General features: G+C 74.0%; 15 protein-coding genes. 3 read left to right on the top strand and 12 right to left on the bottom strand.

What is annotated here, in order from left to right; translation table 11 throughout:
- Positions 1-107: 107 nt before the first annotated feature.
- The 4 genes from AB0P03_RS12040 to AB0P03_RS12025 all read right to left on the bottom strand — a co-directional run bounded on the left by AB0P03_RS12040 (position 108) and on the right by AB0P03_RS12025 (position 5,658).
- Positions 108-1,136 carry a serine protease gene (locus AB0P03_RS12040; protein WP_363628707.1) on the bottom strand — a complete coding sequence of 343 codons (1,029 nt, stop codon included), beginning with the start codon at positions 1,134-1,136 and terminating at the stop codon, positions 108-110.
- A gap of 116 nt (positions 1,137-1,252) precedes the next feature.
- Complete coding sequence (locus tag AB0P03_RS12035) at positions 1,253-2,167, bottom strand: carbohydrate kinase family protein (protein WP_363628737.1); 915 nt, start codon at positions 2,165-2,167, stop codon at positions 1,253-1,255.
- An 84-nt stretch (positions 2,168-2,251) separates the two neighbouring features.
- Positions 2,252-3,772, bottom strand: a complete 1,521-nt coding sequence (locus AB0P03_RS12030; protein ID WP_363628705.1) for an MFS transporter — start codon at positions 3,770-3,772, stop codon at positions 2,252-2,254.
- Positions 3,773-3,951: 179 nt separating this feature from the next.
- Positions 3,952-5,658 (bottom strand): DUF885 domain-containing protein, encoded by a 1,707-nt coding sequence (locus AB0P03_RS12025; RefSeq protein WP_363581966.1) that lies wholly within the window; start codon positions 5,656-5,658, stop codon positions 3,952-3,954.
- A gap of 162 nt (positions 5,659-5,820) precedes the next feature.
- Between AB0P03_RS12025 and AB0P03_RS12020 the strand changes: the two genes are divergently transcribed.
- On the top strand, positions 5,821-6,576 hold the full coding sequence (locus tag AB0P03_RS12020; protein ID WP_363581964.1) for a TetR/AcrR family transcriptional regulator: 756 nt from the start codon (positions 5,821-5,823) through the stop codon (positions 6,574-6,576).
- Between the two features lie 51 nt (positions 6,577-6,627).
- Here AB0P03_RS12020 and AB0P03_RS12015 read toward each other — a convergent pair whose 3' ends face one another.
- From AB0P03_RS12015 to AB0P03_RS11980, 8 genes are all read right to left on the bottom strand, one after another.
- Positions 6,628-7,479 carry a fumarylacetoacetate hydrolase family protein gene (locus AB0P03_RS12015; RefSeq protein WP_363628704.1) on the bottom strand — a complete coding sequence of 284 codons (852 nt, stop codon included), beginning with the start codon at positions 7,477-7,479 and terminating at the stop codon, positions 6,628-6,630.
- A gap of 208 nt (positions 7,480-7,687) precedes the next feature.
- Positions 7,688-8,896 carry a serine/threonine-protein kinase gene (locus AB0P03_RS12010; RefSeq protein ID WP_363628703.1) on the bottom strand — a complete coding sequence of 403 codons (1,209 nt, stop codon included), beginning with the start codon at positions 8,894-8,896 and terminating at the stop codon, positions 7,688-7,690.
- 93 nt (positions 8,897-8,989) lie between these two features.
- The gene (locus AB0P03_RS12005) at positions 8,990-9,973 is read right to left on the bottom strand and encodes an ABC transporter substrate-binding protein (protein ID WP_363581958.1); all 984 of its coding nucleotides are present in this window, start codon (positions 9,971-9,973) and stop codon (positions 8,990-8,992) included.
- Positions 9,974-10,050: 77 nt separating this feature from the next.
- Positions 10,051-10,842, bottom strand: coding sequence for an amino acid ABC transporter ATP-binding protein (locus AB0P03_RS12000; RefSeq protein ID WP_363581956.1), 792 nt, complete (start codon positions 10,840-10,842; stop codon positions 10,051-10,053).
- Positions 10,839-11,930, bottom strand: a complete 1,092-nt coding sequence (locus AB0P03_RS11995) for an amino acid ABC transporter permease (protein ID WP_363581954.1) — start codon at positions 11,928-11,930, stop codon at positions 10,839-10,841. The genes AB0P03_RS12000 and AB0P03_RS11995 overlap by 4 nt, the downstream gene beginning before the upstream one ends.
- 28 nt (positions 11,931-11,958) lie before the next feature.
- Positions 11,959-12,909, bottom strand: coding sequence for an ABC transporter substrate-binding protein (locus AB0P03_RS11990; RefSeq protein ID WP_363628702.1), 951 nt, complete (start codon positions 12,907-12,909; stop codon positions 11,959-11,961).
- Positions 12,910-12,919: 10 nt separating this feature from the next.
- Positions 12,920-13,432: a GNAT family N-acetyltransferase gene (locus AB0P03_RS11985; RefSeq protein WP_363628700.1), complete on the bottom strand. Its 513-nt coding sequence runs from the start codon at positions 13,430-13,432 to the stop codon at positions 12,920-12,922.
- Positions 13,429-14,598 carry an LLM class flavin-dependent oxidoreductase gene (locus tag AB0P03_RS11980; protein ID WP_363581949.1) on the bottom strand — a complete coding sequence of 390 codons (1,170 nt, stop codon included), beginning with the start codon at positions 14,596-14,598 and terminating at the stop codon, positions 13,429-13,431. Before AB0P03_RS11980 ends, AB0P03_RS11985 begins: the two co-directional genes overlap by 4 nt.
- Positions 14,599-15,258: 660 nt before the next feature.
- On the opposite strand from AB0P03_RS11980, the gene AB0P03_RS11975 reads away from it, so the two are divergent.
- Both AB0P03_RS11975 and AB0P03_RS11970 read left to right on the top strand, forming a co-directional pair.
- Positions 15,259-16,251, top strand: a complete 993-nt coding sequence (locus AB0P03_RS11975; protein WP_363581947.1) for an amino acid ABC transporter permease — start codon at positions 15,259-15,261, stop codon at positions 16,249-16,251.
- On the top strand, positions 16,248-18,299 hold the full coding sequence (locus tag AB0P03_RS11970) for an FAD/NAD(P)-binding protein (protein WP_363628699.1): 2,052 nt from the start codon (positions 16,248-16,250) through the stop codon (positions 18,297-18,299). Before AB0P03_RS11975 ends, AB0P03_RS11970 begins: the two co-directional genes overlap by 4 nt.
- Positions 18,300-18,332 lie beyond the last annotated feature (33 nt).

The following is an 18,332-nucleotide window of genomic DNA, read 5'->3' as shown; positions in this document are numbered from 1 at the left end:
TCGCAAGGAGTGCAACTGAGGCCCAGATCAATGGAGTTGATCCACGGATCTGGGCCTTCGTCATGTCCGGGCCCGGTTGGCGGCGCGCGGCGCGGGCCCGGCCGGGCTCAGGACGAGGCGCCCTCGACCTGGGAGACCAGCCCGGCGATGGTGTGGTCGAAGTAGGCGCTGTAGGACACGTCGTCGGTGTCGCCGCCCTGCTGGTAGCCGCCGATGGCGCCGACCACGTCGCCGGTGGCGACGTTGATCCAGGGGCCGCCGCTGGTGCCGGACGGGTAGGCGGGGCAGTCGATGACGCGCTGGTAGGTGCTCTGCCGGCCGGTGGTGTTGGTGCACAGGATGGGCTCCTCGGCGTCGCCGGGGTAGCCGTAGAGGCGGACGGTCGCGCCGAAGGGCTCGTCGGCGCCGAGCCGGTTGCCGCCGACCACGTCCTCGACGTTGCGGCCGTTGCTCGGGGCCGTCTCCAGGACGGCGAAGTCCTCGTCCTGGTCGCCCTTCTGGGACCAGCCGGTGGTGGTGTGGACCGCGGTGACCTGCCAGCTGCCGTACGGGGCGGAGCCGTCGCGGTAGCCGGGGACGAAGGTGACGCCGCCGGCGCTGCTGAGGCAGTGCGCGGCGGTCAGCAGCAGGTTGCCGCCGGGGCTGTGCAGCACGCTGGCGGTGCAGAAGTGGTTTCCGGCCGCCACGGTGCCGCTGAACAGCGCGCCCACGGTGGCCGCTTCGGGGGTGGCGGCGGCGGTGGCGGTGGTGCCGAGGACGGCGCCGCGGGTGTCGGGGGTGGCCGGCGCGGAGGGCGTCGGGGTGGCCGCCGGGGCGCTGCCGGGGTCGGCGCTCGCACTGTCGGTCGGGCTGTCGGTCGGGCTGTCGGCCGGGGCGGCGGAGGGGCTGTCGGTCGGAGCGGGGGCGTCGACCGGTGCGGGTGCGGCGGGCGCCTCGGACGCGGGCCCGGTCGCGGCCGGCGCGACGGCGGCCCGGGAGCTGCGGGCCGCCTTCCCGGCGGCCGTCGCGTCGGACAGGCTCAGCCCGTGCGTGCCGGTGACCACGGCGGCCACCACCACCGCCGAGAGCGCGGTGAACAGGGTCGGCCCCAGAAGGCTGCGGCGGCGGCGCGACGTCGGGCGGCGGTGCTGACCCATGTCTGTCTCTCCTGCCAGTGATCGACGGTTTCCCGGGGGCTGCGTGCGATCAACGACTATGCCGTTTCAGCCTGGAAAGGTCGTTACCGGTGGCTGGGATATCCATGAGAAAAACCTCACCCGTCGGCGAGTAAGCGGTCCAGCGCGCTCCCCAACTCCTCGGCCCCGACGAAGGCGGTGTGCGTCCCGGCGACGGTGCAGGTGAAGGCACCCGCGACCGAGCCGGCCCGGGCGCACTCCAGCGGCGGGCGGCCCCGGAACCAGGCGGCGAGGAAGCCCGCGACGAAGGCGTCCCCGGCGCCGTTGGTGTCCACCACCGGGTGGCCCGGGTCGACGGCCGGGAGGTGGTGCACCTCGTCGTCGTCCCGGGTGAGCAGGTAGCAGCCGTCGGCGCCCGCGGTGGCGGTGACGACACCGGCGCGGCCCTCGGCGAGGATCGCGCGCATCACCTGTTCGTGCCGGCCGCGGCAGCCGGCCACCGAGAGGAACACCAGGTCCGAGCCGAGCGCGTAGTCGCGGTGGTGCGGGTTGGTGCCGTCCCAGTCGTGCAGGTCGGTGGAGGTGGTGCGGCCGAGCCGGTGGAGGTCGGCGTACATGTCCCGGTTGACGCCGGTGATGGAGAGGTGGACGTGCCGGCTGCGCCGCGCGTACGGCAGGTAGAACTCGGGCGGCAGCCGCAGGTCGGCGGGGTGGCGGCCGTCGAAGAAGGAGAACCGGCGCCCGGCGGCGTCCACCAGGTTGACCCCGCGCGGGGTGCCGTGCGGGCTCACCAGGTGCGCGAAGTGCAGGCCGTGGCGCTCGTAGGAGGCGCGGACCAGGGCGCCCTGCGGGTCGTCGCCGAGGAAGTCGAGGAAGGCGGTGCGCAGGCCGAGGTGGTGGGCGCCGAGGGCGACGCCGTTGCCGGTGTGGCCGACGTAGTCGCGGACGGGTCCGACGAACAGCGAGTCGCCGGGCGGGACCTCCAGCCGGTCCACCCGGACGATGGTGTCGACGCCGGAGCCGCCGACGACGAGCAGGTCGAACTCGGGCAGCACGACGGCGCCTCCTCGGTTCCTGGACGGTGGCCAGGAGTCAAGCAGGCGCCGGAGGTTGACTGCAAGGTCTTGCTGAAAATTTCAGGGTTCTCGTCGGGGCTCCGCCGGGACGGCCGTGTGGGCCTGCGCCCCGCCCGGGACGACGGTCGTCACAGCGGGCGCCGGCCGGTGGTCGATCACCCGGAAGGCGATCAGCGCGGCCAGCAGCAGGACGCCAGTCGACACCCAGGTGGCGACCACGTAGCCGTGCACCGTGCCCTGGGCCCGTACCGCCGGCGACGAGGCGATCCGGGTGGCCAGGAACGACGCGGTGGCACTGGCCGCGACCGTGTTCAGCAGCGCCGTGCCGAACGAACCGCCCACCTGCTGGGCCGAGTTGATGGTGGCCGAAGCCGCGCCCGCCTCGCGCGGCGAGACCCCGAGGGTGGCCAGGTTCATCGACGGCATGAAGACCAGGCCCATGCCGGAGCCGAGCAGCAGCTCGGCGGGCAGCACCGTGCCGGCCCACGGGCTGTCGACCGTCATCCGGGTCAGCCAGGCCATGCCGGCCGCGGCGAGCAGCAGCCCTGGGCAGACCAGGTTCCGGGTCGGCACCCTGGTCATCAGCCGGGCCGCGAAGCCGGTCGAACTGAGCACGATGGCGGCCGTCATGGGCAGGAAGGAGACGCCCGACAGCACCGGTGAGAAGTGCTTGATGACCTGGAGGTAGTAGGTGAGGAAGAGGAACAGGCCGAACATGCCGATCATGGCCAGGCCGACCGAGAGGGCGGCGCCGCCGCGGTTGCGGTCGGCGACGATGTGCAGCGGCAGCAGCGGGTGCGCGGTGCGCCTCTCGACCAGGACGAACACCGCGAGCAGCGCCAGACCGACGGCCAGCGAACCGAGCACCAGCCCGTCGCCCCAGGTCCGGGTGACGGCCTCGGAGGTGCCGAAGACGATCGCCAGCAGGCCGCCGCAGCCGAGCAGCGCGCCGGGCAGGTCGAGCCGGACCCGGCGCCCCCCGGCGGCGTTGTCGCGCTCCAGGAGGCCGGTGGCCGCGAGGGCCGCGGCGGCGGCGATCGGGACGTTGACGAACAGGCACCAGCGCCAGTCCAGGTACTCGGTCAGCAGCCCGCCCAGGATCAGGCCGAGTGCGGAGCCGCCGGCGGCGATCGCGCCGAAGACGCCGAAGGCCGTACTGCGCTCCCTGGGGTCCGTGAAGGTGGTGGAGAGCAGCCCCAGGGCCGAGGGGGCGAGCAGGGCGCTGAACCCGCCCTGGAGGGCGCGGGCGCCGAAGAGCATGGCGGAGCCGTCCGCCGAGCCGCCGAGGGCGGAGGCGGCGGCGAAGCCCAGCAGGCCGACGGTGAAGACGCGTTTGCGGCCGAAGAGGTCGCCCAGCCGTCCGCCGAGCAGCAGCAGGCCGCCGAAGGCGAGCGTGTAGGCGGTGATCACCCACTGCCGGTCGGCGTCGGAGATGCCCAGGTCCCGCTGCGCCGACGGCAGCGCGATGTTCACGATGGTGACGTCGAGGACGATCATGAGCTGGGCGATGGCGATGACCACCAGCACCCACCAGCGGCGGCTGTCCGCGTTCTCATGACCGGTGGCGGTTTGCGCAGACACTGGTCAGCCTTCCGGAGGGGTACGGAGGGGTCACGCAGTCGGGGATGTCACGCAGTCGCCTTCAAGCGAAGCTCCCGCACGGGCGGATGGCAAGGAAAAACCTCGCCAAATCGACCTTTTCGGGCCAAAGGACCAGCGGCCCCGGGACTCGCGGACGAGGCCCGGGGCCGACGGCCGCCCTACAGCGCGGACAGCTCCTCGACCAGGTCGTCCAGCCCCAGCGAGCCCTGCGAGAGCGCCGCCATGTGCCAGGCCTTGAGGTCGAACTCCTCGCCGCGCGCCTCGTGCGCCGCCCGCGCCGCCGCCCGGCCGCGCAGCCAGGCGCGCTCGCCCAGCTTGTAGCCGATCGCCTGGCCGGGCATGCCCAGGTAGCGGACCAGTTCGCTGTCCAGGTAGTCGGGGGTCAGGCCGCAGTACCGGCCGAAGAACTCCCGGGCCGCCTCCGGGCTGACCGGCTCGCCCGGCAGGTACGGGGAGTCGGCCGGGAAGTCCAGGCCCGCGTGCATGCCGATGTCGACGATCACCCGCAGCGCGCGCATCATCTGCGCGTTGAGGTAGCCGAGGCGGTGTCCCGGGTCGGTGAGGTAGCCGAGCTCGTCCATCAGGCGCTCGGCGTACAGCGCCCAGCCCTCCAGGTTGGCGCTCACCCCGCCCAGGCTGACCTGGTAGGTGGAGAGCCGGTCCGCGACGTAGTTCCACTGCGCGAGCTGCAGGTGGTGGCCCGGGACGCCCTCGTGGTACCAGGTGGAGACCAGGTCCCAGACCGGGAAGCGCTCCCGGCCGAGCGCCGGCAGCCAGGTCCGCCCGGGGCGGCTGAAGTCCAGCGAGGGCGCGCTGTAGTACGGCGCGGCCGCGCTGCCGGGCGGGGCGATCCTCGACTCGACCCGGGTGATCGGCTCGGCCAGGTCGAAGTGGGTGCCCTGGAGGTCCCGGACGGCCTGGTCCATCAGCTCCTGGAGGTACACGCGGGTGGCCTCGGCGCCCTCCACGGCCGGGCCGTCCGCCTCCAGCCACTTCATCGCCGCCATCGGGCCGGCGCCCGGGCGTACCTTCTCGGCCTCGGCCTCCATCTGCGCGAGCAGGTCGTGGAACTCGCCCCAGGCCCACGTGTAGGCCTCGTCCAGGTCCAGGTCGGAGCCGGTCCAGAAGCGGACGAAGCGGCGGTAGCGCTCGCGGCCGGTGGTGTCGGGGGTGTCGGCGGCGGCCGGGCCGTAGACGTCGCGCAGCCAGTCGCGCAGGGCGGCCAGCGCCTCCCCGGCGGCCAGCGCGGGCCCGGACAGCTCGGCGCGCAGGCCCTCCGGCGCGCCCTGGACGAACTCGCCGAACCAGCCGCCGGGTACGTCCCCCTCCAGCCACTCGCCGAGCTGCCCGACCACGGTGGCCACCTGGCGCGGGCCGGACAGCAGGCCGCGCTCGATGCCGGCGGCCAGCGTCTCCCGGTACTGCGCCAGCGCGAGCGGGACGCGGGCCAGCCGGCGGCCGACCACCTGCCACTCGGCCTCGGTGTCGGTCCCCATCAGGGTGAAGACGTCCCGGACCTCGTGCACCGGGGAGCCCAGGTTGCGCACCGCGCGGAAGTTCTCCCCGGCCTCGTGGACGGCGAGGGAGGCGGTCAGCCGCTCGCGCAGCAGCCGGGCGCAGCGGCGCTCCGCCTCGTCCTGCGCGGCGTCGGAGCGTTCGGCCTCGGCAAGGGCCGCCAGGGTGCGGCGGCCGAGGTCGGCGATCGCCTCGGCACCGGCCGGCGAGAGGTCGGGCAGCCGGTCGTCCTCGGGGCTGAACCCCAGGTAGACCGCGGTCAGCGGGTCGAGTTCGGCCAGGGCCCGGACGTAACCGTCGGCGATGCGACGCGGGGTGGTGGCGTCGGAGGTGATCAGTTCTTCAACCATTCGGACATCATGGCGTGGCGAGGGCCGATTGCAAGCCTTTACCGGGCGATCGGTGACATGCACCGGCCGACCGCCGCCGGGCGGGCCCGGACAAACACACGTTCGGGAAACCGCCGCGCGCGACAGGATCCGATCGGGCCCACGCCCATTACGCTGACCGCCATGGAAGCCCGCCCCACCACGGCAACCGACCAGGTGCCCGCCCCGGCCGCACCCGGCCCCCGCCCGCGCCGCACCGGCTACCGGCGACTGCCGGTGCAGCAGCGTCGTGAACAGCTGATCGCGGTCGCTCTGGAACTGTTCGCCGCCCGGCCGCCCGAGGAGGTGGGCCTGGACGACGTCGCCGAGGCCGCCGGAGCCTCCCGCCCGCTGGTCTACCGCTACTTCGCGGGCGGCAAGCAGCAGTTGTACGAGGCCGCGCTGCGCAGCGCGGCCGACGAGCTGACCAGCCGCTTCGCCGTCCCGCTGGCCGGGACCCCGTCCGAGCAGCTGGCGGCCGTCCTGGACGGCTACTTCGCCTTCGTGGCCGAGCACGACGCCGGCTACTCGGCGCTGCTGCGCGGCGGTTCGGTGGTGGAGACGGCCCGCACCTCGGCGATCGTCGACGACGTCCGGCGGGCGGCGCTCAAGCGGACCCTGCGGCACCTCGGCGTGCGGGAGGCCGGGCCCCGGCTGACGCTGCTGGTGCGCTCGTGGATCGCGGTGGTCGAGGGCGCGTCGCTGACCTGGCTGGACGAGGGGCGCACGCTGCCGGTGGGCGAGCTGCGCGACTGGCTGGTGGACCAGTTCACGGCGATGGCGGCGGCGACCGCGCTGCACGACCCGCAGACCGCGCAGGTGCTGGCCCTGCTGCTCGCGCTGGAGGGGCCGCAGGCGTCGCGGGCCGAGCGGCTGCGCGAGGTGCTGGCGGCCCGGTGACCCGACCCCCGTGCCCGGGGTCGGGGCGGCCGGTGCCGCGCCGGCGGGGCGTTACGCCGTGCCGAGGACCTGCCGCTGGCGGCCGAGGCCCTCGATCTCGATCTCGACGATGTCGCCCGGGGCCAGGAACGGCGTACCGGGGTGGCCCAGGGTGACGCCGGCCGGGGTTCCGGTGACGATCACGTCGCCCGGCTCCAGGACCATGAACTGGCTGACGTAGCGGACCAGTTCGAGCACCGGGAAGATCATCTCGCCGGTGTTGCCGTCCTGCCGCAGCTCGCCGTTGACCCACAGCCGCAGCGGCAGCTGCTGCGGGTCGGCCACCTCGTCCGCGGTGACCAGCCAGGGCCCCAGCGGGGTGAAGGTCTCCGCCGACTTGCCCTTGTCCCACTGGCCGCCGCGCTCGAACTGGAAGGCCCGTTCGGTGACGTCGTTGGCGATCGTGTAGCCGGCGATCACCGCCGCGGCCTCCTCGTGCCCGGCCAGGTAGCGGGCGGTGCGGCCGATCACGAGGGCCAGCTCGGCCTCGTAGTCGGTCTTCTCGCCGCCGCGCGGCACCAGCACCTCGTCGTACGGGCCGACCACGGTACAGCTCGGCTTGAGGAAGATCACCGGCTCGTCCGGGGCCGCGACCCCGGCCTCGGCGGCGTGGTCGCGGTAGTTGAGCCCGATGCCGACCACCTTGCCCGGACGGGCGACCGGCGCGCCCACCCGCTGCCCGGCGAGGTCCACCCGGGGCAGCGCCCCGGCGGCCACGTCCCGCGCCAGGGCGGCGGCGTCCAGCCCGGCCAGGAAGGCCCCGTCAATGTCCCGGGCACGCCCGGAGAGGTCGTACCCGATGCCGTCCTGGCCCAGCACGACCGGGCGCTCGGCGCCCGGGGGTCCGACGCGGAGGAGCTTCATCGATCCGTCACCAGCCTTTTCGTCGTAGCTCGCCGGGGCGGCCGAAGACACCGCGCCCGACTCCGGCAACGAGGTATATCAACGCCACCGGTCGGTGGACCAGACAGTCCCGATGGGCGGATTCCTATCAATTCCCACAGTCGCCGCAGGCGGCGAATCAGCGGCCCGCACGGTTGACAGCCTCCCGTCCGTGCGGCGCCGAGGGCCCTCAGCCGCCCTGCGGGCCGCCGCCGAGCAGGCCGGCCAGGCTCAGCGCCCGCGGCCGGCCCGGCCCGCTCCGGGCGGCCTCCCGGTGCCAGCGGTCCAGGTCGCGCAGCGCGTCGGCCCGGACGTCCGGTTCGGCGGCCGGCTCCGCGGCCAGCTCGCGCAGCAGCGCGACGGCGGCGCCCGGGCTGCCGTCCTGGGCCAGCCAGAGGGCCAGGTCGTGGCAGGTGCGCAGGGTGCGCGGGTCGGCCGGGCCGCAGATCCGGGCGAGGTCGGGGATGAGCGCGGTGAGCATCTCGACGGCCTCCCCGGGGGCGCCCTGCGCGCCGCGCCGCCAGGCCTGGTCGGCCCGGCGGCGCAGCTGCTCCGGGCTGGGGTCGTCCGGGCGGAGCACCCCCGGCCGGATCCGGCGCAGCCGTTCCAGCACCTCGGCGGCGGTGGCCGGCCGGTCCGCGGGCCGTTTGGCGAGCAGCCCGGCGACCAGGTCGGCCAGCGCCGGATCGGTGCTGCGCACCCGGGGCGGGGTCTCCTCCAGGTGCTTGTACATGTACTCGGCGGCCGAGGAGGCGCGGAACGGGCGCCGCCCGGTGCAGAGTTCGTACAGCATGACGCCGAGCGCGTAGAGGTCGGCCCGGCCGTCCACGGCGGCGCCGGACCAGCACTCGGGCGCCAGGTACGGGACGGTGCCGACCACGCTGCCGGTGGAGGTGAGCACCGCGGACTGGGTGAGCAGCCGGGCGATGCCGAAGTCCAGCACCTTGGCCTTGCCGCCCGCGTCGACCATCACGTTCTCGGGCTTGATGTCGCGGTGGACGACGCCCGAGCGGTGCGCGGCGTCCAGTGCCTTGCAGACCTGGCGCATCCACTTCAGCGCGGCCTCCTGGTCCGGGGCGCCGTCCTTGAGGATGTCGGACAGGGCCCGGCCGCGGACGAGTTCCAGCACCAGGTAGTGGGTCCCCCCGGCGGCGGTCGCGACCAGGCCGTAGTCGTACACGGTCACGATGTGCGGATTGGAGAGACCGCCGGCCGTGCGGGCCTCGCGGACGAACCGCCCGACGGCCTCCCGGTCGGCGGCGTGCTCCGCCAGCAGCAGCTTGACCGCGACCTCGCGGTCGAGCCGCCGGTCGGTCGCCTTCCAGACCACACCGAAGCCGCCCCTGCCCAGCCACTCGTCCAGCCGGTACCGGCCGTCGAGCACCTCCCCCTGCTGCATGTCCTCCCCCAAGTCCGCCGTGTCCGGGCGGTGTTCGCCGCCGGAGGGGTCACCATAGCGGCGGGGGGCGGCGAACGGGTGAACGGACGGGCCCTACTGCTTGGGCAACCCGGGCGGGTTGACCTCGGAGGTCGGCACGGCCTCGTTGTCCAGGCCCCAGCGCTTGAGCACCTGGCCGTAGCTGCCGTTCCTGATCACCTCGTTCAGCGCCTCGTTGAGCGCCCGGACCAGCCCGTTGCCCTTGCGGGTGGTCGCGGCGATCTTGCCGAGGACGTCCGCGCCGCCGCCCGAGTAGGTGCCGACGATCTCGGTCTCGCCGGTCTGCGCGACGTGGAAGGCCAGGCTGGGATTGGGGCCGACGTAGGCGTCGATCCGGCCGGAGGAGAGCGCCAGGTAGAACTCGGTGCCCTGGAAGTACTTGATGTCGATCGGCTTGAGGCCGTTCCTGGTGTTCTCCTCGCTCCAGGAGATCAGCAGCTTCTCCTGGTTGGTGCCGGAGGAGACGCCGACCGACCTGCCCGCCAGGTCCTTGGCGCCGGCGACCTTGAGGCCGCTGCCCTTCCTGGCCTCGAAGCCGAGGACGTCCAGCCGGTAGGTGGCGAAGTCGTACTTCTCCTTGCGCGCCTCGGTGACGGTGATGTTGGAGAGGCCGACGTCGTACTTGCCGCTGTCCAGGCCGACGAAGATGTTCTCCCAGGAGACCGGGTTGAACTCGACCTTGAGGCCGAGCACGTTGCCGACCAGGGCGGCGATGTCCGGCTCGACGCCGATGATGGTCCTGTCGTCGTTGGCGTAGAAGTCCAGCGGCGGGGTGGTGCCGAGGGAGTCGACGACGGCCAGCGTCCCCCTCCGCCTGATCTCCTCCGGGACGAGCGCCGCGATCGCGTCGACCTTGGCCGTGGTCACCCGGTTCTGCTCGGCCGTCAGGTTCACCACGGCGCCGTTCGGCGCGGTGCTGCCCTTGGCCGGGGCGAGTTCCGCCGTGGCTCCCGAGGACGCGCCGCCGCAGGCGGTCAGGGCGAGGGCGGCGGCGAGGGCGGCGGCGGCGGTCACCAGGGCGCGACGGGGTAGGGGCATGGCGGAACTCCTGCTCGGTGAAGGGGGTTTCGGTGCGGCGGGGAGGGCTGGAGCACCTCGGCTCAGGGCACCTCGGTTCAGAGCACCTTGGCGAGGAAGGCCCGGGTGCGTTCGTGCCGGGGGCGGTCCAGGACTTCGGCCGGCGGGCCCTGCTCGACCACCACGCCGCCGTCCATGAAGACGACGGTGTCGGCGACCTCGCGGGCGAAGCCGATCTCGTGGGTGACCACGATCATGGTGGTGCCGGTCCGGGCGAGGTCCTTGATGACGTCCAGCACCTCGCCGACCAGCTCCGGGTCGAGCGCCGAAGTGGGCTCGTCGAACAGCAGCACCTTCGGCTCCAGGGCCAGCGCCCGGGCGATCGCCACCCGCTGCTGCTGGCCGCCGGAGAGCTGCCGGGGGTACGCGGCGGCCTTGTCGGCCAGCCCGACCCGCTCCAGCAACGCCAGCGCCGTCGCCCTGGCCTCGGCCCTGGGGCGGCGCAGCGCGGCGATCGGCGCCTCGACCAGGTTCTCCAGCACGGTGAGGTGCGGGAACAGGTTGAAGTTCTGGAACACGAAGCCGATGTGGGTGCGCTGGCGCAGCACCTCGCGCTCCTTGAGCTCGTACAGCCGGTCGCCGGAGCGCCGGTAGCCGATCAGCTCGCCGTCGATGGCGACGTAGCCGCCGTCGAGCTTCTCCAGGTGGTTGATCGCGCGCAGCAGCGTGGACTTGCCGGAGCCGGACGGGCCGAGCACCACGGTGACCGAGCCGACCGGGACGTCCAGGTCGACGCCGCGCAGCACCTCCAGTGGCCCGAAGCTCTTGTGCAGGCCGCGGACCTGCACCATCGGTGCGGCCGCCGGTTCGGTCTTGGTGAGCGTGGTCATCGACGTCCTCCGGTGGTGCGCGCGGTCGCTGCGCGAGTGGTCGGCGTGCGGGCGGTCGGCGTGCGGGCGGGCAGGCTCCGGACGAAGGCCCGGGCGCGCTGGAGCGGGGTGGGCGGCGGGGTGCGCTGCGCGCCGCGGGCGAAGTAGCGCTCGACGTAGTACTGGCCGATGGACAGCACCGTGGTCAGCAGCACGTACCAGACGGTGGCGACCATCAGCAGCGGCACCACCCGGCCGGTCCGGCCGTAGACCACCTGGGCCTGGTAGAAGAGCTCGCCGATGGCCATCACGTAGACCACCGAGGTGCCCTTGAGCAATGAGATCACCTCGTTGGCGGCGGCCGGCAGGATGCCGCGCATCGCCTGCGGCAGCACGATCCGCCAGCCCTGGCGCCAGCGCGGGATGCCGAGCGCGGTGGCGGCCTCCCGTTGGCCGGCGTCCACCGCGATGACGCCGCCGCGGATGATCTCGGCGGCGAACGCGGCCTGGTGCAGCCCGAGGCCGAGCACGGCGGCGCCGAGCGCGCTCAGCACGCCGACCGTCTCGAAGTCCCCGAAGGTCGGGCCGAACGGGATGCCGATCCCGAACCGCTTGTAGAGGTACGACAGGTTGAACCAGAACACCAGCTGGACGATCAGCGGGATCGAGCGGAACACCCACACGTACGCCCAGGCGATGGACTGGAGGATCGCGCTGCGGGACAGCCGCATCGCGGCCACCACGGCGCCCAGCAGGAAGCCCAGCCCGGTGCCGTAGACGGTGAGTTCGAGGGTGCGGCCGACCGCCTGGACGATCGTGTCGGCGGTGAAGTAGACCCGGAAGGTGGCCCAGTCCCAGCCGGGATTGGTGGCCAGGCCGTGGGCGAACTGGGCGAGCACGACGAGGGCGGCGACCCCGATCCCCCAGCGCCAGGGGTGCCGGGCGGGGACGGCCCGCAGAGCGGCCAGTTCGTCGAGGTCCAGACGGGCGCCGGTGCCCGGACCGGGATCGGGTCCGGACGCCGGTGCCCGCTCGACCCGGGCCTGGGCCTGGGCCTCGGCTTGAGCCTCGGCTTGGGCCTGGGACGTCGCGGTGGTGCTGGCGGTCATCGGGGGGCTCCTTCGGCAGACCCGGGGATCACTGGTGTTCGGGCGGGCTGATCAGGGACTCCTTGATCGCCGATTCGGCGACCCCCCACTTCTTGAGGATCCGCTCGTACGTCCCGTCCTTGATCAGCTGGTTGACCGCCGCCTGGAAGGCCGGGGTGAGCTTCGAGCCCTTCTTGAACGCGAAGCCGACGTCCAGCCGGTGGAACTCGCCGAGGAAGCGCGTCCCGGAGACCTCCTGCGCGGCCTGGTAGCGCAGGCCGTTGATGGTGGACATCAGGACGTCGACCCGGCCCTGCTGGAGGCCGGTGAGCACGGCCCCGGGGTCGCTGAACGCCCTGACCTCGTACGGCTTCTTCCCGGCGTCGGTGCAGGCGTTGCGCTTCGCGTTCAGCGTGGTCTCGAAGGTGGTGCCGGCGCCGGTGCCGATGGTCAGCCCGCAGAGCTGGAGCAGGTCGGTGACCGGCTGGACGGCCTGGTTGTCCTTGCGGACGGCGAAGCCCTGGCCGTCGTCGATGTAGGTGACGAAGTCGATGGTCTTCAACCGGGCCGTGGTGACCCCGAAGTTGCCGGTGCCGACGTCGAACTTGCCGCTGTCCAGGGCGGGCAGGATGGTCTCGAAGGCGGCCTCCTGGCGCTGCACGGTCAGCCCGAGCAGCCTGGCCACCGCATCGGTGAAGTCCACGTCGATCCCGGCCGGCTTCTTGGTGGCCTGGTCGGCGTAGAAGGCGGTGGGCGGCGAGCCGAAGGACGCGCCGAAGGTCAGCGTGCCGGCCTTGCGGACCTCCTCGGGCAGCAGCGCGGCGGCGGCGTCCGACTTCGCGAGACCGGAGACGACGTCCTGGGAGACGGCGGTGGCGGCGGGCCCGCTCGCCCCCGCCGGGCCCGCGATCTTCGGGTCCGAGCCGCACGCGGCCAGCGCCAGCACCGGCAGCAGGGCGGTGGCCGCGAGCAGGCGGCGGCGGACGGTGGTGCTTCTCACGGGGGGCCTTTCAGGGGGTCGGAGCCAGCACCGGCAGGTGCTTCTCGAAGGGGAGCGGGCCGATCGTCAGGGGATCGGCGGCGACGTCGAACAGCGGGGTGTAGCCGGACGCCAGGTAGAGGCCCCTGGCCTCGGGCTGGCGCGGACCGGTGGTGAGGTAGATCCGGGCGTAGCCGACGGCGGCCGCCGTCCGCTCCAGCTCGGCCAGCACCCGACGGGCCAGGCCGCGGCGGCGGTGCGCGGAGTGCGTCCACATCCGCTTCAGCTCGGCGGTGCGCTCGTCGTACCGCTTGTACGCGCCGCCGGCGACCGGCTCGCCGTCCTCCAGCAGGAGCAGCAGGACGCCGTGCGGCTCGGCGAAGGCGTCCCGGGGGTAGCGGGTCATCTCCTGGTGCGCCTCGGGGCCGTAGCGGCTGACGTACTCGTGGGTGAGCTCGCGCAGCAGCGGTTCGACCAGCGGGTCGTCGATGGTGACCCGGCGGAACCCGGCCGCCGGGCCGGCCCACCGGTCCGGAGCGCTCACGCCTGCACCGCGATCAGCTGGTGCCGGTCCCGCTCGGTCCGCTCGGCGCGCTCGGCCGCCGCCGCGGCCTTGGCGGCGTCCCGCTTGGCGACCTCCTCGCGGACGATCGGGATGACGTGGCGGCCGAAGTCGATCGCGTCGTCGAGCAGGTGGTAGCCGCGGGCGGAGAGGATGTCCACTCCGAGGTCGTAGTAGTCGAGCAGCGCCTCCGCGACCGTCTCCGGGGTGCCGACCAAGGCGTTGGAGTTGCCGGCCCCGCCGGTGGCCGCGGCGGTCGGGGTCCACAGCGCGCGGTCGTAGCGCTCGCCGGCCTCGGCGATCTCGATCAACCGCTGGGAGCCGGTGTTCTCGGGCGCTGCGGCGCCGAACGGGCGGCCCCGGCGGACGAGTTCCCCGGACTCCCGGCGGGCCTTGATCGCGGCCACCGTCCGGTGCGCCTTCTCCCAGGCCAGTTCCTCGGTCGGCGCGATGATCGGCCGGAACGCCACCTGGATCCGCGGCACGTCGGTGCGCCCGGCGGCCCGGGCCGCCTCCTTCACCCGCTCGATCTGCTCGGCGGTGCGGGCCAGCGGCTCGCCCCACAGGCAGTAGACGTCCGCCTCGGCGCCGCCGGCCGCGTAGGCGGCGTCCGAGGAGCCGCCGAAGGAGACCCCGGGGCGCGGCTGCTGGACGGGGAAGACGTCGGAGACGAAGTCGTTGAAGCGGTAGTGGGCGCCCTCGTGGTCGAAGGGCTCCCGGCTGGTCCACGCCTTCTTGACGATGCCGATGTACTCGCGGGTGCGCTCGTAGCGCTCGTCCTTGGACAGGAAGTCGCCCTCGCGCTGCTGCTCGTGGTCGCTGCCGCCGGTGATGAAGTGGACGGTCAGCCGCCCGTCGCTGATCTGGTCCAGGGTCGCGAAGGTCTTGGCGGCGAAGGTCGGGTAGGAGACGTTCGGCCGGTGCGCCAGCAGGATCTGCAGCCGGTCCAGGTGCGAGGCGAGGAAGGCCGCCGCGGCCGCGGGTTCCGGGGAGCCGGCGCCGTACGCGAAGAGCACCCGGTCCCAGCCGTGGTCCTCGTGGGCCCGGGCCAGCCGCAGGGTGTAGTCGCGGTCGAAGGCCGCGGTGGAGCGGGGGGTGGTCTCCGAGCCGTCGCCGGTGGCGGCGATACCGAGGAATTCGACGGGCATGGCGGAACCTTTCGGGGTGAGCGGAGTCCGGTGGACTGCGGGTGGGCAGGCCGGAGCCGGCCGGGGCGGGGCGGCCGTGGACACGGGTGCGCGGCGGCCGCGCCGACGGTGGGGTCGGCGCGCGCGGCGGGAGGAGGTGGGAGGCAGACGTGGACGAGGGAGTACTGCCGGAGTTCAGTGCGAGGTCGTCGGACGGCAGCGTGCGCCTGGGACGCCGTCAGCTGGGGACGGCTGGTCCCGGCCCGCGGCGGGGCAGACCGAGGGAGGGCTCCCCGCGGGAGATCGGGGCCGGACGGGCGGCCCGCTGCCGGGTCAGCCGCGACACGCCGCGGACCACACCCGACCGAAGTCGATGTGGTCGCGGGTGACCAGGGGCTGCTCGGCGTACATGGCCTCAAGTTGAACAGCCTGCCAAGTGGTCCGTCAACCACCCATCATTGCCGCTCTGTTGCGATCTCCTGTCGTCCTGCGACCGGTCCGCGCCGGGCCCCGGTCGGAGCCCGGACCACCCTTGACAGCCGTCGATCGCGCATGCGTACGATCACGGCGGAGTGCAGTGCACAGCGCCGGCCGTGTTGAGGGACGCGGGCCGGTGCGACGGCCGTACGTGACCACACCCGTACCTCCCGCCCGCCCGCACCTCCGCCAGGAGCCGCCGCCATGGCCACCCCGCAGGACCTCCTCCCCGCCCGCTCCACCCCCACCCCCGCGGGCGCCACCGCCCCCGACCGCCCCGACCGCCCCGGCCCGCCGCCCGACCCCGCCGCCCGGATCGTCGCCCGCCGCCGGCCCGGGCAGTGGGTCTGCGCCGGGATCGCGCTGCTGCTGGCCGCGATGGCCGTCAACTCCGTGGTGCGCAACAAGGCCTTCCAGTGGGACGTGGTCGCCGACTGGTTCACCGCCGGGTCGGTGCTCAACGGCCTCACCCTGACCCTCTGGCTCACCGCCGTCACCCTCGCCCTCGGCTTCGTCCTCGGCACCGGCCTCGCCGTCATGCGGATGTCCGGCAACCCGGTGCTGCGCACCCTGGGTTGGGGCTACATCTGGATCTTCCGCTCCACCCCGCCGCTGGTGCAGCTGCTGTTCTTCTTCAACATCGGCGCGCTCTACCCGACCCTCGGCCTGGGCATCCCGTTCGGCCCCGAGTTCGTCACCGTCAAGACCGTCAACCTGATCGGCCCCACCCTCACCGCCGTCATCGGCCTCACCCTGCTGGAGACCGCGTACGCCGCCGAGGTGATCCGCGGCGGCATCCTGTCCGTCGACCGCGGCCAGCTGGAGGCCGCCTCGGCGCTCGGCCTCGGCCGGTGGCGGGTGCTGCGCCGGATCGTCGTCCCCCAGGCGATGCGCTCGATCGTGCCGACCGCCGGGAACATGCTGATCAGCGCGCTCAAGGGCACCAGCATCGTCAGCGTGCTGGCCGTCTCCGACCTGCTCTACTCGGTGCAGCTGGTCTACCTGCAGTCGTACCGGGTCATCCCGATGCTGGTGGTCGCCACCATCTGGTACCTGGTGGTCACCACCCTGCTGTCCGTCGGCCAGTACTACGTCGAGCGCCACTACGCCAAGGGCGCCACCCGGGACGGCCTGCCGCCCACCCCGCTCCAGCGGGCCCGGGCCGCCCTACGGCGGCTGCGGGAGGTGGCGGCATGAGTCTTCTGGTGATCGTCGGCGCGGGCCCGCGGGGCACCGGGCTGCTGGAGCGGATCGCCGCCAACGCGGCCGAACTCCTGCCCGCCGAAAGGCCGTTGCACGTCCACCTGGTCGACCCGCACCCGCCCGGCGCGGGCCGGATCTGGCGCCACGAACAGTCCCCGCTGCTGCGGATGAACTCGATGGCCGAGGACGTCACCATGTTCACCGACGAGCGCTCGACCATCGACGGGCCGGTCCGCCCGGGCCCCTCGCTGGCCGAATGGGCGCTCCGGCGGCGGGAGTTCGCGCCCTACCGGGAGGTCGCCGACCCGGCCGTCCGGGCCGAACTGGACGCCCTCGCGCCCACCGACTTCCCCACCCGCCGGGCCCAGAGCGCCTACCTGGACTGGGCGTTCCGCCGCGCCGTCGCCGACCTGCCCCCGCACGTCACGGTCACCGTGCACCGGGACACCGTCCGGCGGATCGACGGCCCGCCCGACGGCCCGCAGACCGTCCACCTCACCGGCCGCACGCTCACCGCCGACCACGTCGCCCTCACCCTCGGCCACCTCGACTCCACCCCGCACCCCCGGTACGCCGCCGACGCCGACTTCGCCGCCCGGCACGGCCGCTTCCACCTCCCGCCCGCCTACTCCGCCGACGCCGACCTGGACGGCATCGCCCCCGGCGAGCACGTCGTGCTGCGCGGCCTCGGCCTGGCCTCCGTCGACCTGGTCGCCCTGCTCACCGAAGGGCGCGGCGGCCGCTTCGAGCCCACCGGGGACGGGCTGCGCTACCGCCCGTCCGGCCGCGAACCGGTGCTGCACCTCGGCTCCCGGCGCGGAGTCCCGTACCACTCCAAGACCGGCTACCGCCTCCAGGGGCCGCCCGCCCCGCTCCCCCGGTACTTCGACGCGGCCGCCGTGGACGCCGTCCTCGCCACCGGCGGTCCGCTCGAACTCCGGCGCGACTTCTGGCCGTTGATGGCCAAGGAGACCGCCTTCGGGCACTACCACGAGCTGTTCCACGCCCACCCCGAGCGCACCGCGCTGCCCTGGCCGGAGTTCCTGGCCCGGTTCGACCGGCACGACTGGTACTCCCCCGCCCTGGCCGCCCTGGCCGCCGAGGCCGTACCCGACCCGGCCGACCGGATCGACTTCGAACGGCTCGACCACCCGCTGGCCGGCCTCGAACTCGGCTCCGCCGAGGAGCTCCAGCAGCACCTGCGCGCCTACGTCACCGCCGACGCCGACCGCCGCGCCGACCCCGCGCACAGCGCCGACCTCGGCGCCTTCCTCGCCCTGCTCTCGCTGTTCGGCCAGCTCCCGCGCATCCTCGCGACCGGCCGGCTCACCGCCCGCTCGGTCGCCGAGGAGGTGGACGGGTGGTTCTTCGGCTACTTCAGCTACCTCGCCTCCGGCCCGCCCGGCTTCCGGCTGCGCCAGCTGCTCGCCCTCTCCGAGGCCGGGATCGTGCGCTTCCTGGGCGCGGGCGTCCGGGTCGAACGGGACGAGGCCACCGGCACCTGGCGGGCCGGCGGCGACACCGTGCCGGGCCACACCGTCGCCGCCACCGCCCTGGTCGAGGCGTACCTGCCCAAGCACCAGCTGACCCGCACCCTCGACCCGGTGCTACGCGAACTGCACCGCGCCGGGCGGCTCGTGGAGGAGGTGGTCGCCGACGAGGAGTACACCCACCGCTCCGGCCTGGTCACCATCGCCCCCGGCGACAGCCGGCTGCTCGACCCGGCCCTGGGCGGCGCCCCGCACCCCCGGCGCACCGCACTCGGCCCGCACACCAGCCTGCGCGCCGCCGCCGCCTTCGCCCGGCCCCGCACCAACTCCCCGGGATTCCGGCAGAACGACGCCGCCGCCCGCGCGCTGCTGCGGGCGCTGGCCGCGCTCCCGGCCGCCGCCCCGGGGCCCGTCGACGATCCCCCGCCCGCCCGCCGCCGCCAGGGCACCCGCCTCGCCGCGCTGTCGGCGGTCGCCGCCCCTGCTCCGCCGTGCGGTCAGCGCACCCCGCCACCGCCGCGCCCGCCCTCCGGCCGGACGAGGGGGGCCTGAGGGCGGGCCCCGGGGTGGGCCCGGCAGCGGGTT

Source organism: Kitasatospora sp. NPDC088779, assembly GCF_040685395.1.
Taxonomy (GTDB): domain Bacteria; phylum Actinomycetota; class Actinomycetes; order Streptomycetales; family Streptomycetaceae; genus Kitasatospora.
Note: the sequence above shows the minus strand (reverse complement) of the source record. Positions and strands in the feature narration are given on the sequence as shown.

What these genes read in the sequence shown, in the direction of transcription:
- AB0P03_RS12040 (WP_363628707.1), bottom strand. Translation starts at nt 1,136, where the DNA reads ATGGGTCAGCACCGCCGCCCGACGTCGCGCCGCCGCCGCAGCCTTCTG.
- AB0P03_RS12025 (WP_363581966.1), bottom strand. Translation starts at nt 5,658, where the DNA reads ATGGTTGAAGAACTGATCACCTCCGACGCCACCACCCCGCGTCGCATC.
- AB0P03_RS12020 (WP_363581964.1), top strand. Translation starts at nt 5,821, where the DNA reads ATGGAAGCCCGCCCCACCACGGCAACCGACCAGGTGCCCGCCCCGGCC.
- AB0P03_RS12015 (WP_363628704.1), bottom strand. Translation starts at nt 7,479, where the DNA reads ATGAAGCTCCTCCGCGTCGGACCCCCGGGCGCCGAGCGCCCGGTCGTG.
- AB0P03_RS12010 (WP_363628703.1), bottom strand. Translation starts at nt 8,896, where the DNA reads ATGCAGCAGGGGGAGGTGCTCGACGGCCGGTACCGGCTGGACGAGTGG.
- AB0P03_RS12005 (WP_363581958.1), bottom strand. Translation starts at nt 9,973, where the DNA reads ATGCCCCTACCCCGTCGCGCCCTGGTGACCGCCGCCGCCGCCCTCGCC.
- AB0P03_RS12000 (WP_363581956.1), bottom strand. Translation starts at nt 10,842, where the DNA reads ATGACCACGCTCACCAAGACCGAACCGGCGGCCGCACCGATGGTGCAG.
- AB0P03_RS11995 (WP_363581954.1), bottom strand. Translation starts at nt 11,930, where the DNA reads ATGACCGCCAGCACCACCGCGACGTCCCAGGCCCAAGCCGAGGCTCAA.
- AB0P03_RS11980 (WP_363581949.1), bottom strand. Translation starts at nt 14,598, where the DNA reads ATGCCCGTCGAATTCCTCGGTATCGCCGCCACCGGCGACGGCTCGGAG.
- AB0P03_RS11975 (WP_363581947.1), top strand. Translation starts at nt 15,259, where the DNA reads ATGGCCACCCCGCAGGACCTCCTCCCCGCCCGCTCCACCCCCACCCCC.
- AB0P03_RS11970 (WP_363628699.1), top strand. Translation starts at nt 16,248, where the DNA reads ATGAGTCTTCTGGTGATCGTCGGCGCGGGCCCGCGGGGCACCGGGCTG.